Raw genomic sequence first — 12,660 nt, forward strand, 5'->3', positions numbered from 1 at the left:
CTTATCACCGCGCTGGAGGGGGGCAAATGAGTTTCTCAGTACGTTTGATGCCCAGTGAACTCTCCTTTTCCGTGAATGAAGGACAGACCATCCATGCGGCCGCCGCCGCTGCGGGGATAGGCTTGCCCTATAGTTGCAAGAAGGGTGTTTGTCGTACGTGCCGCGCTCGGGTGACTGAGGGCAAGGTGTTGCACAAGCACTCGTCGCTGTCTGCTGAAGATCTTGCCGCCGGTTATGCGCTGCTGTGCCAGTCGATGCCCGTCACTGACGTGGTGGTTGAAGCGAAGCCTTTGCCGGTAGTTGCCAAGTCCGATGTAGCGAAGGCGCTAGTGGCTGACATGCGCCTGGCCGCCCCTGATGTGATGATCGTTTCGTTGCGACTGCCGCCTCGCAAGGGCCTTCAATTCAATAGCGGGCAGTATGTCGATATCCTGCTTCCCGATGGCGCTCGTCGTAGCTATTCGTTGGCGAGCGCGGCGCGGGCGGAGGGGAACTGGGAGTTGGAGTTGCATATCCGGCACAGTCCCGGCGGGCTCTTCAGCGATCATGTATTTAGCGATATGAAGGTGCGCGAGCTGCTCACCATCTGTGGGCCGCTGGGCACATTCTTCCTGCGCGAAGACAGTGATAAACCCATTATTCTCGTGGCCAGTGGCACTGGTTATGCCCCCATTCGTTCGATGCTCCAGTATGCCTTCGAGGCAATGCCGAACCGCGACATCCATCTCTATTGGGGCGGGCGAACCAGGGCGGATCTGTATTTGGCTGATGAGCCCACGCAGTGGGAGGCTCGGCACGAACGTTTCCACTTCATTCCGGTCCTGTCCGACCCGGCTCCGCAAGATGCCTGGCAGGGCCGGACCGGCTTTGTTCATCAGGCGGTTATAGCCGATTACCCTGATCTGTCATCCATGCAGGTGTATGCCTGTGGCGCGCCAATCATGGTCAATTCCGCCCGTCGTGATTTCGTTGAAATGTGTGGGCTGCCAGGCGACGAGTTCTTCGCCGATCTATTTCTCACGCAAGCCGATTTTGTCGAGAATGAAAGCGTCGTGGCGAGCTGAGACCGCTTTTCCAATTACTACAACAACAGCCGAGGAAATGTCATGAACGCAAGTGCAGAGATGCCAACCTGGGAAAAGAACTCGGTGGCCAACCCGGTCATCAAATCGATGCTTTTAACCCACGGCACAGCTGAAAGTTACGATATTGAAAAGAGCCGCCAATTTTATGAAGAATTTCTTGGGCTGAGCTGCGTCAGAATCTCACCCGAAAGCGTGATTTTTACGATTGGCGTACGGTTTCATGTGGTCGTGCTGGCACTGGGTGAAGAAGTGCGTCCAATGGGCTTGGCCAACCACTGGGGGATTCAGGTTGAAACCAAGGAGGAGGTCGATCAGGCCTATCGTGCTTGCCTTGAGCTGAAGGACAAGTACGGGATCCGGGAGACTGTTGAGCCCATGGAACAAGTCTGGGGTGCCTACAGTTTCTTCTTTCAGGATCTCGACCATAACTGGTGGGAAATTGAATATTACCCTGGGAATCTGACCGAAGACTTCTTCGCCTTCGGCGATATGGTCTGACGTCCGGTTGAGAGCGATGGGTGTCGGCCGAATAACGCTTTAGTGGCCGCGCCCAACGCAAGGGCAGTGGGTATTACTTTTTGTGGTACGGCTTGTGGGCATCTTGGGTCGGTTTTGAATGGGGTTGTCAGGTAAGGGCTAGCAGCGCCCAGACTTGTTGTCTGGTTGGCGCTGCCGCTCGTTATCGATTGATTCTCCCCGTGCTATACAAACGGCCAGCGAGAAGGAACTTTGTGGCCTGAGCGTGCGACGAGTTGTTCCGCCGCTGCGCGAAGATCATTGATGAGCTTGTCCTCGGAGATAAATACCGGTGATCCGTTCTCGATCTTGATCTGGCCATCGACAATCACTGTTTCGACACTACGACCGTCTGCGTTGTACACCAGTGCATTGATCGGATTGATGAGTGGTTGCCACTCCAATGAGTTGGTGTTGAGTATGACAATATCGGCTTTCTTCCCTGCTTCAAGGGAACCAATTTCGTGATCAAGACCGATTGCCTTGGCCCCCTGGATGGTTGCCATTTCAAGGGCGGTTTCCGCGTGAATCATTGCAGTGCTTTCACGCGCATCTTTATAAATTCCGGCTGTCAGACACATCGCGCGCATCATATCCACAGAGCCGAAGTCGGGACTGTCTGTCCCCAAACCTACCACTACGCCCTGTTTGAGCATCTCGGGTAGTTTGCCATGCTGGGTTGTGCCATAACCGCAGCGCAGCGACGTTGTCGGGCACATGACCACGCGAGTCTGCGTGCGGGCAAGAATATCGATTTCAGCCTGATCCAGCAGAATTCCGTGACCCAACACCACATTAGGGCCGACAACGCCAAGCTTCTCAAGATACTGGATGGGCCGCATATTGTGGTCGCGCAAGGCTCTTTGGATATGACGCGGTCGTGCAGACTGGTGGAAGGTCATTCCGACGCCATAATCGTCGGCAATCTTCTTTGCCGCCGTAGCGAATTCAGGGGAGCAGTCGGAAGATGCATAAGCCAGCATCACCCAGGCACTGACCCGGCCATCGCAGCGACCGTGGTAGGTTTTGATGATCTTTTTCAGCTCGGCGAGCGCATCTGGCGTGGATTGGACGTCGATATGGATTTCATTCGGGGTGTCTGTAACGTTGCGCCCCATGATGACCCGTGCACCAGCCGCTTCATATGCTTGAAAGGCTGTTTCATGTCGTTGCGAATCGCTCGGGTTCAGGATGGTGGTGGTGCCACTTTTGAGGTGTTCGGTCAGGCTGGCCAGCGTGGCGATATATTCCTCATCTTCAGACATTACATTACGCACTGCGCACGATTCTTCGACATAGGTGGATGTCAGTTCGTCGAGAAACAATCCGCGCATGATCTGCGGATACAAATGGTCATGCGCATTGACGAAGCCGGGCGTTACGATCCTGCCGCGAGCGTCGATGACCCGCTCCGCGATGGCGTCGGCCAGCTCGGCTTTCGTTCCCACTCGCGTGATTCGGCTTCCCTCTATGAGGATGGAGCCTCCGCGAATGATGCGGCGTTGGGGATCCATCGTGAACAGGTAGTCAGCATTGTCAATCTTGATTGAGTGCGTAGGCATGTGATGATCCTCACTATGAGAGGCGTTCCCGCGGTTGAGTCTGGGTAACACCAGGTCGACAAACCGAAAGGCGGTGGATTGCATTGGATCGCTATCATCATCACCCTCCGGGCAGGTGTCATCCTCGTGGCTGCGTGTCTGTCCTGTCTGCATATGTCTTTACTATCGGCCGGCCCGGTTTCGACTCACCGTGTCCGAGGGTAAACCGGTGTAGCGACTCCTGATCAATGACCAGGATACGAGAACGCTCGAGTCCAATGACCTGCATTTCCTGCAGTCGATGTAAGGCCGAGGCGACAGTGACGCGTGTTTTGCCGGCGATCTGCGCCAGTCTTTCCTGGCTGAGGGGGACGGTGCCGTTGTGATCGCTGTGCTCCATCAGGATTATCGCTATGAGAGTGAGGGAATCGCTGAATGCAATCCGTTCAAGCTCTCTCAAAAGAAGCGAGGTGTTTTCTGCGCTGTGTTGCATGAGCTCCAGGATCAGTGATGGATCACGGTTGACCGCCGCAATGATGCTGGACCCTGAAATATAGCCGATCGTGCACTTCGTCAGCGCGACAGCAACGAGGTTTGTCGTGATGCTGATCCCACCCAAGGCAGATTGTTCGCCAAAAAGACCGCCTGTGTGCAACGCCATCAGCGAGCGTAGTCGGCCGTCCGACGAGAGCATGGCTATCTGAACTGAACCTTCGATGATGCCTAAGGCCTGGTCCTTTTCAGGCAAGGTTATCTGGCAGTCGGGTCGATATTGTTTCACGGTATCAATTGAGAACCGGTCGAGCCATTGCGACTTGAGCGGGTAGCTGTGCATGGGACATTTTCCTGCGCGAGGGACGTAATTGACAAAATTAATTTTCGCACATAAATTGACAGGGTAGTAAATATTGTTCATGTTGAGACATGCCTGAACCATGGGTCAACGTTACGCCATATCTGAATAAAAATAAGAAGGTGGATGGGATGGTATCGAATGCAGTGTTCGGAGCCAGTTCGACAGCGGCAGATGTCGTGCGTGGTCGTGACCTTTCTGGCGTTGTTGCGATTGTCACGGGTGGTGCGGCAGGCATCGGCATCGAAACAGTGCGGGCCTTGGCCAGTGTGGGCGCGGACGTGATGATCGCCGTGCGCAATCGTGCGGCGGGCGAGTTTGCGGCGGCGACCATCAATACTGAGTTAGGTCGGGCGGCAGTCAGCACCGGGCTGCTCGATCTGGCAGACCTGGTGTCAGTCCGTGCTTTTGCATCTGCATGGGGCGAGCGCCCTTTGAATCTTCTAATCAACAACGCTGGGATTATGGCCGGGCCGCTCGCGCGGACAGCGGACGGCTTTGAAATGAACATCGGGATCAATCATCTCGGTCATTTTCTGCTGTTCCAGCTGCTGCGTCCCAATCTTGAGCTTGGAGCACCTGCACGAGTCATTCAGCTCTCGTCGGGCGCGCATCTACGTTGGCCGTTCGACTTCGACGACTGGAATTTCCTGTCCCAACCCTATGATCCAACAGCCGCCTACGGGCGTAGCAAGACGGCGACGGCCTTGGCGGCCGTCGCTATCAGCGATCGCTACGAATCCCGTGGTATCAATTCCTGGTCGGTGATGCCAGGTGTCATCCGAACCGGCTTGTTCAAAGATATGGATGAAAAAGCCGAGGCAGATTTGATGGCGCGCGTGGGATCCATGCAGAAGACGCCACAACAAGGCGCAGCGACGACGGTCTGGGCGGCCCTTGCGCCGGAGCTGGAGGGGCGGGGCGGACTTTACCTGGAAAATTGTGCCATCGCTGGCGCTCCAGCGTTGTCGCCGCCGTCCGGGGTTGGACCGCATGCGCGGGACCTCGGTGCGGCGCAACGGCTTTGGGCGATATCAAGCGAGGCGGTCCATGGCTAATCCGGCGCGTTGGCCCAGGGAAATGGCGACGCCTGTCACGAATGGGCATGGCAATGAGGGGGTGGTTTCTCCCGAATGGCTGCATCAGATCCCGATTGCCCGTCGGCATGAGGTCGCAGAAGGTCGGCCAATCCCAACCATAGGCAAGGATGGCGAGCCGGTCATCATCATTATCCTTGAGGGATGCGCTCGTTCAACGTTACGCGGTCGTGATGGGCGCGAGCATCTTCTGGGGTATCTCGGTCCGGGCAGCCTCATCGGCGAGCAAATGGCTATTGGGCGCACCCGGTTTGACAGCGACCTGGTCTGTATAGCGGACTCCAATTGCAGGGTCGGCGAGATATCGCCTCCCAGTCTTATCGCTGCGATACGCGCCCACCCGGACCTGATACCGGCACTTCTGCACGTTATCAGCCGCAAGACCGCAACCTTGTTGCGCGACATCGAGCGTGGTGCCTTCGCTACCAGCGCGGCGCAAACCGCTGCGCTCCTGCTCAAACTCGCTGACGACAACGGTTATGTGCACGTCAGCCAGGCGCGCTTGGCGCAATTCGCGGGCAAGACCCGGATGACTATCAGCACGCAACTCAGGCGATTGGCACTGCGCGGAACTATTGCCCAGGAACGTGCCTGTATACGCCTGGTTGATTCAGCATCTCTCGAGAAAGTGAGCGACCAGCGATGACCATCGCCTATTCGAAACTACGACAAATCATCTGCAGATGCCGGGCGGGATCGCGCCTGGGCAAGAGTCTGAATAGTCTGTGCGCGGGGCTTCTCGCGTGCCTGTCGGCTGGCGTGACAAACGCTCGCCATAACAATAAGGGAGAAGCGAAATGAGTTATATATTGGCCGCCGACACGGGGGGAACATTTACCGATCTGGCTGCTTACGACAGCGAGAGTGGCCGCGTCATCTACACCAAGAGCCTCACCAACTATGGTGATCTCGTGGAAGGGCTGATGAGCTGCGTGACGAAGGCCGGGATTGATCTTGCCAAGGCCGAAACTGTCAAGTTCGGTACGACCTTGGTGATCAACACGTTTGTGCAACGTGACGGTGCCAAGACTGCCCTGGTGACTACCAAGGGCTTTCGTGACGTCATGGAGCTGGGCCGGGGCAACAGGCCGGTTCCTTTCGACCTGCGTTTTGCACGCGAAGCGTCTTTGATCGGGCGCGATCTTCGGTTCGGCATCGGCGAGCGCATGTCGGCTGAAGGCGAGATCCTGCAACCGCTTGACCTGGCGGAGCTCGAAAGCCTCGCGACCTGTCTGCGCGAGCTCGGCGTCGAATCTGTTGCCGTATCCTTTCTCAACTCCTACATCAATGACGAGCACGAATGCATTGCCGTCGAGCAGCTACGCAAGTTTCTCCCCGGTATCTATGTCAGCGCCGGCACTGAATTGAGCCGCGAGTGGTACGAGTACGAGCGAACCTCTACCGTTGTGGCCAATGCTTATGTCGGGCCGAAGCTCGAAGACTATGTCGAGCGTCTGAATGAGCGACTGGCATCGGAAGGCTTCAAAGACAGCTTCTTCCTGATGGCATCGAACGGAGGTGTTTTCTCGGCCGAGCGTGCTCAGCAGCAGCCGGTGATGCTGGTCGAGTCGGGGCCGGTCGGAGGATGCATAGGTGCAGGTGTATACGCCGAGGCGTTGGGTCTGGAACGGGTCATCGCGTTTGACATGGGAGGAACCACTGCGAAGTGTGCGCTGCTCGAAAATGGGCGCTTTGAGGTCAAGTCGCCGTATTACGTGGGTGGCTACGAGCGAGGATTTCCGGTCCGCGGCGGTGTCCTCGACATCGTTGAAGTGGGTACCGGCGGCGGTTCGATTGCGTCCGTCGATCGCCATGGTGGCATGCATGTCGGCCCACGCAGCGCTGGCTCTACCCCGGGGCCCGTATGCTATGGCCGCGGCGGCGTCGAGCCGACGATAACTGACGCCAACCTGGTACTCGGTCGAATTGCCGCATCGTCGTTCCTGGGTGGTGAGATGACACTCGACGAAGCGGCGGCGCGAAATGCGATTGAGAAAGTCGCCACCGCGCTGGGTTTTTCCGGCGACGCTGGAACGGATGAAACCGCACAAGGGATATTGTCTCTGGGTGCACTGACGATGGCGTCTGCCATCAAGCAGATTACTGTCGAGCGCGGTATCGATACGCGCGATCTGTCGATGATTGCCTTTGGCGGCGGTGGGCCACTGCATACCGCTGCTCTTGCCCGGGAGTTGGGCGTACCGCACCTGATCATCCCACCGGAGCCGGGTAATTTTTCTGCACTGGGTATGATCCTCGCCGATGCTCGAGTCGATGATACGCGCACCTTCCTCAAAGCCCTCGATCAGGACGCTGTTCCTTTGTTCACTGCGGGCTTCGAGGAAATGGAACAACGGGTCGGTGCCGACATGACGCGTGATCTTGGCGTCTCCAGCATTCGCTTCGAACGTCAGGTCGAGCTTGGTTTCAAGGGGCAGAAACACTCCGTGCGCGTTCCGGTGGGTAGCGATCCTGATACGGCAAGCGTTCGCGAGACGTTCGAGACGATCTATAAACGTCGCTATGGCCATGTCGAGGTCAACTCGCCGATACAGATCGTCAATCTGGTTCTGACAGCTGCGGCGACGATCAAGCGTCCTCGACTTGAGGAGCTCAGTCCGTCGGTCGGGGAGGGCAATTCCAAGCCAAGTGGCGAGCGATCAGTGTATTTCGCCGAACGTGGTGGCCGCATCAGCACGCCGATTTATCAGCGAAGAAATCTTCAGCTCGGGTTTTCTGCCGCCGGCCCCGCGATCATCGAAGAATATGGCTCAACCACCGTCGTTGGTCCCGATGATCGATTTGAGGTCGGTCAGCTTGGTGAAATCCACATCCGTTTCAATTGAAGGAGCCCACTATGAATCAGGCCGAATCGCTTCCGCGTGATCACGCGGCCAGTGCCGCCAATGCTACGTCGATCAACCCGATAACGGCGGAATTCATTCGCCACAGTCTGCTGTCGATCCCCAAACAGATTGAGCTGAATATCACGCGCACGGCATACAGCCCACTTGTCTATGAATACAAGGATTATGCTGTCGGTATTGTGGATCCGGAAGGTCGACTGATCTCGGAGTCAGGCGGTGGTATTCCGTTGTTCGTTGCTGATGCCCTCGGTGTGGGTGTACGCGATGGCCTGCTTATCCATGGTCGGGATGGTATCAAGCCGGGCGATGTCCTCATCTCAAACCATTCCGGGACGCTAGGCCAGCATCTCAACAATGTGATCATGTACACACCGATTTTTATGGACGATGGCCAGCTCGCCGGGTTCATGGCGATCATCATGCACTGGCTCGACATTGGTGGCTGGGCGGTAGGCTCTGCCGCTCCTATCGGTACCACCAGCATCTTCCAGGAAGGGATTCAGTTCCGCAGCATCAAGTTATGGTCGGAAGGCAAACGCGTCGAGGATGTCTACCGCATCATCGAGTCAAACAGTCGTTTCCCACGAATGCTGCTGGGCGACATTGAATCGCAACTCGCTGGCTGCCTGCTGGGTCGCGACATGATTCGCGAGCTGGTGGAAAAACATACGCTGAAAACATTCCGAAGCGCGATCGACCTCATTTGGAGTCGATCGGAGGCGGCCGCGCGCGAGGCGATTACCGCGATTCCTGACGGCGTTTACGAGGCGAGTTCCTTTCTCGACGATGATGGCCATGATTTCGGCAAGCCGGTCGAGATAAAGGTAGTCGTGCGTGTCTCGGGCGATGAAATGACTGTCGATTTCTCCGGTGTAGCTGACCAGGTGACCGGCTCAATCAACTCCGGGCGCTTCGGTGGCGCGACCACGGCGGCGCGCATAGCCTTCAAGTTTCTCTGTGCGCCTCACGAGCCTTCGAACGACGGCAGTTACCGCCCGTTGCATGTGGACATCCCGGACGGCAAATTCCTGAGCGCGAACGGGCAGGCTGCCATGAGCATGTACAGTCCTCCTCTTCCGACGGTGATCGACACCATCCTGCGTGCGATGGTGCCGGCGATGCCGCACCATGTCGCGGGAGGGCATCACGCTAATTTTGGGGCGCATGTTTTCGAAGGCCGTCATCCAGAGACCGGCGAGCTCTATCTCGCGATCACCGGCAATCACGGCGGTTGGGGGGCATCGGCTGGACATGATGGTCCCGGTCCGTACAAGACGATGTCCCATGGCGATACACTGGATGTGCCGATCGAGGCGTTTGAGGCGCTCTATCCCTTGCGCTTCGAACATTATGAGGTTCGCCCTGATTCGGGAGGGGCCGGCGAGTATCGCGGTGGTGCCGGGCTGGAGAAGCTGATCAGGACGCTGGCACCCACTTCGGTTCAACTCAATTTCGAGCGCAGCGGATGTGCGCCTTGGGGGATCCTGGGCGGCAAAGACGCTGCCGTGCCGCAGACCTATGTCGAGTGGCAGGGCGCAGAAAGGCAGGCCGTCATGAAGGCGAACCTGGACTTGCGTGCCGGGGATGCGCTTCGGGTGTTGAGTTCGGGCGGGGGTGGGTACGGAGATCCGCTCAAGCGCGATCTTGAACGGGTTGCTCGCGACGTGCGACAAGGTTACGTCACCGTCGATAGCGCTCGCGAGAATTATGGAGTGGTCGTTGACGGTGCAGGCGTTGTCGATTTGGCGGCTTCAGAGATATTGCGGGCAGCCCGAAGAGGGTATTGAGTCCAGGTGAATAGCGCGATTCCCGTGAAAATACGGGAATCGCGCTATTTTTTGCTGGCCGATCTGTTGATGAACATCTTGTCCTGCATTGCTTATGTTGCGGAGCACTCAGCCATGTACTCTTCCAATGCAGCCCGGACTTCGACCGGGAGTGGCAGGGCGCGGCGCTCATCGACAGCAATGCAGATCGGAACGAAGAGGCAGCGAAACGCCGCTTCTCCATTCAGACGTAACCCGGTTATCGTCAGTTCGAAAGTGCGAGTCCGGATGGCCGAAACTTCCACGCGCATGTCGAAGAGTTCGTGCGGAGTCAGACTCTTCTCGAACTCGAAGGACAATGCACGTAGCGGATACCCAAAGCTCTTGTCTGCCCGCCTTGCAATGGAAGCTTTACCGAACACGTCATCAAAAAAAAAGGCCGCAGCCGAGACTGCATACTCTGCAAATCGCGGTGTATAAACCACTTGAGCAGGATCGCAATCACCCCATCGTACCTGGCGCCGTACGATAATGGGGCGCCTGTGGATCAGCGCTTCGGAGGCTTCGATAATCTGCTCTGGCATGAATGTCATTGGTTGTTCCTGTCCAAGGTTGAATAACCACCGTCGCGTCATGCTGCAGGCTATTGAAGTACCTCAGTCGCCCATGAACGCCTCAATTAAACGTCGCCAACATTGATTAGGCGGTAAACCCGTGCTGCAACTCGCCAATATGCTCGATCCACAGGCGCAACTGCTGGCCTGGTTTTAGAAAAATATTGCAGCCCATTCCGACACCGTCAGGTGTTCCAGTCATGATTACATCGCCAGGATTTAGCGTCACACGCGCAGAAAGCTCGGCGATCTGTTCAGCGATGTTGAAGATCATGTGTCGTGTCGAAGAGTCCTGTCGGATGACTTCGTCTACCCACAGTTTCATTGACAAATTCATGGGGTCGGGGATATCGGAGGCAGGGACGATCCAGGGGCCCATTGGGCAGGCACCATCGAAGTTCTTCGATCCGATCCAGTCATGGTAAAACGGCGAATCAGGTGGTGTTCCCTTACGGAAAACAAAATCTCGCGCAGACAGGTCGTTGGCGATCGTATAACCGGCAACATATTCCATCGCACTCTCAACCGGCACATTCCTGGCTTTTTTGCCGATAACGACCGCCAGTTCGATTTCCCAGTCTACTTTGGCCGAGTGAGAGGGCAGGGGAAGAACAGTACCCGGCCCGACGACGCCGCTGCGTGAGACTTTGATAAAGTGCCAAGGTCGTTCTCCAGCCTGTTTGGCATTCGGTCCGGCTTCCACCACACCTTGCCTGACCATCTCGTCGATATGATCCTGATAATTTGCTCCGGCGGCAAAAATCTGGCCGGGATACAGGATTGGTGCATGCAGGGTGACAGAGGCCAGGGGGGCGCCTTCGCCGGCGGGAGCTGAGGCTGAGGCTTTGGCAAGGATAGCCTCGGCATGCTCCCAGTCTTCGAGGATTCCGAGAACCGTCGCATAGTGCGCGTTGCCTGTGAGATGCTCGACGTCGTGAACGATTTCGCCGATCAACAGGCCGGCCCTGATCTTGTTTTCTTTGGATGCAAACGATAGAAGTTTGTACGACATGATTACTCCAGAGCGGTGCCGAAAACAGGCTATTCGACAACATAGCGTCACTCGTGCTGCACAGGTTGTCAGTGGTGTCGAACAAGCAAATCTGCGTCATACCTGGACGCAGGTATCTCATCGTTCACATTCGTTCGATGGTCATCGCAATACCCTGACCACCGCCGATGCACAAGGTGATCAAACCATAGCGGCCGCCCGTTCGTGCCAATTCATATAATGCCTTGACGGTCAGAATTGCCCCGGTGGCGCCGACGGGGTGCCCGAGTGATATGCCGGACCCATTCGGATTGACCTTCTGCGGATCGAACCCAAGCGCCTGCGCGACCGCGCAAGCCTGTGCCGCAAATGCTTCGTTGGACTCGATAACGTCGATCTGATCAAGGGTGAGCCCGGAGCGGGCCAACGCGATAGGGACCGCCTTGACCGGTCCGATACCCATGAGGTGTGGCTCGACACCTGCATGACCCCAACCAAGAATCTTTGCCAGCGGCTTGAGGTTGTGTGCATCGACAGCCCGTTGAGAGGCGAGGACAACGGCTGCTGCGCCATCGTTGATGCCGGAGGCGTTGCCAGCCGTCACAGTACCGTCGCTTTTGAAGATGGGACGAAGGGCTGCAAGACTGTCGACCGTGGTGTCCTGGCGAACATGCTCATCGGTATCGAACAGCCGCGTGCCTGTCCGATCCTTAATCTCGACAGGCAGGATCTGGCTGGTGAAATATCCTGCTGCCTGGGCTGCTACGGCGCGTTGGTGGCTTTGCGCGGCCGCGAAGTCCTGTGCCTGGCGAGTGATGCCGTACTCTTGTGCAATGTTTTCGGCGGTGATTCCCATATGAAAGCCTTCAAAGGGGTCGCTGAGGACCGCGAGGAGCGCATCAGTCATGGTCATGTCGCCCATCTTCTGGCCGAAACGTGCGGCCGTTACATGATGGGGGGAGCGGCTCATCGATTCGGCACCACCGGCCACTACGATGTCGCATTCGCCCAGGGTGATCATTTGTGCGGCTGAAATAATGGCCTGCACGCCTGATCCGCATAACCTGTTGAGCGTCAGTGCCGATGCTTCTACGGGAATGCCTGCGTGAACGGCGGCGACACGGGCAAGAAACGCGTCCTGGGGAATGGTCTGAACAACCTGGCCGAGCACTACATGTTGTACGTCGCTCGGACTCAGCATCGCCCGCCGGATGGATTCGGCGATCACCAGCGCTCCGGTGCGCGCCGGGGGAATATCTTTCAAGCTACCTCCAAAACTTCCGATAGCCGTACGCGCTCCTGCAACGATAAAGACGGGTTCCATAATCAT

Annotated in this window: 11 protein-coding genes; 6 read left to right on the plus strand and 5 right to left on the minus strand. The window is 57.0% G+C overall.

What is annotated here, in order from left to right:
• Positions 1-26 precede the first annotated feature (26 nt).
• A complete protein-coding gene (locus ACQKPC_RS16820; RefSeq protein ID WP_427625592.1) occupies positions 27-1,064 on the plus strand; it encodes a CDP-6-deoxy-delta-3,4-glucoseen reductase in 1,038 nt (345 codons plus the stop codon).
• Positions 1,065-1,106: 42 nt separating this feature from the next.
• Entirely contained in the window at positions 1,107-1,583 is a 477-nt protein-coding gene (locus ACQKPC_RS16825; RefSeq protein ID WP_427625593.1) for a VOC family protein, read from the plus strand.
• A gap of 203 nt (positions 1,584-1,786) precedes the next feature.
• Here ACQKPC_RS16825 and ACQKPC_RS16830 read toward each other — a convergent pair whose 3' ends face one another.
• The gene (locus tag ACQKPC_RS16830; protein ID WP_427625594.1) at positions 1,787-3,163 is read right to left on the minus strand and encodes an amidohydrolase family protein; all 1,377 of its coding nucleotides are present in this window, start codon (positions 3,161-3,163) and stop codon (positions 1,787-1,789) included.
• Between the two features lie 118 nt (positions 3,164-3,281).
• Positions 3,282-3,977 (minus strand): Crp/Fnr family transcriptional regulator, encoded by a 696-nt coding sequence (locus ACQKPC_RS16835; protein ID WP_427625595.1) that lies wholly within the window; start codon positions 3,975-3,977, stop codon positions 3,282-3,284.
• Between the two features lie 89 nt (positions 3,978-4,066).
• Here ACQKPC_RS16835 and ACQKPC_RS16840 point away from each other — a divergent pair, with 89 nt between their 5' ends.
• The 4 genes from ACQKPC_RS16840 (at position 4,067) to ACQKPC_RS16855 (ending at position 9,746) form a co-directional block, all read left to right on the plus strand.
• Entirely contained in the window at positions 4,067-5,053 is a 987-nt protein-coding gene (locus tag ACQKPC_RS16840) for an SDR family NAD(P)-dependent oxidoreductase (protein ID WP_427625596.1), read from the plus strand.
• Positions 5,046-5,738, plus strand: coding sequence for a Crp/Fnr family transcriptional regulator (locus ACQKPC_RS16845; protein WP_427625597.1), 693 nt, complete (start codon positions 5,046-5,048; stop codon positions 5,736-5,738). The genes ACQKPC_RS16840 and ACQKPC_RS16845 overlap by 8 nt, the downstream gene beginning before the upstream one ends.
• Before the next feature lie 151 nt (positions 5,739-5,889).
• The gene (locus tag ACQKPC_RS16850) at positions 5,890-7,938 is read left to right on the plus strand and encodes a hydantoinase/oxoprolinase family protein (protein ID WP_427625598.1); all 2,049 of its coding nucleotides are present in this window, start codon (positions 5,890-5,892) and stop codon (positions 7,936-7,938) included.
• Between the two features lie 11 nt (positions 7,939-7,949).
• Positions 7,950-9,746 carry a hydantoinase B/oxoprolinase family protein gene (locus tag ACQKPC_RS16855; protein WP_427625599.1) on the plus strand — a complete coding sequence of 599 codons (1,797 nt, stop codon included), beginning with the start codon at positions 7,950-7,952 and terminating at the stop codon, positions 9,744-9,746.
• Between the two features lie 92 nt (positions 9,747-9,838).
• Here ACQKPC_RS16855 and ACQKPC_RS16860 read toward each other — a convergent pair whose 3' ends face one another.
• The 3 genes from ACQKPC_RS16860 to bktB all read right to left on the minus strand — a co-directional run bounded on the left by ACQKPC_RS16860 (position 9,839) and on the right by bktB (position 12,660).
• Positions 9,839-10,318: an acyl-CoA thioesterase gene (locus ACQKPC_RS16860; protein WP_427625600.1), complete on the minus strand. Its 480-nt coding sequence runs from the start codon at positions 10,316-10,318 to the stop codon at positions 9,839-9,841.
• Between the two features lie 106 nt (positions 10,319-10,424).
• Entirely contained in the window at positions 10,425-11,351 is a 927-nt protein-coding gene (locus ACQKPC_RS16865; RefSeq protein ID WP_427625601.1) for a fumarylacetoacetate hydrolase family protein, read from the minus strand.
• Positions 11,352-11,475: 124 nt separating this feature from the next.
• A complete protein-coding gene (bktB, locus tag ACQKPC_RS16870) occupies positions 11,476-12,660 on the minus strand; it encodes a beta-ketothiolase BktB (protein ID WP_427625602.1) in 1,185 nt (394 codons plus the stop codon).

The organism is Pseudomonas sp. NPDC089918, from assembly GCF_050280605.1.
Lineage (GTDB): Bacteria > Pseudomonadota > Gammaproteobacteria > Pseudomonadales > Pseudomonadaceae > Aquipseudomonas.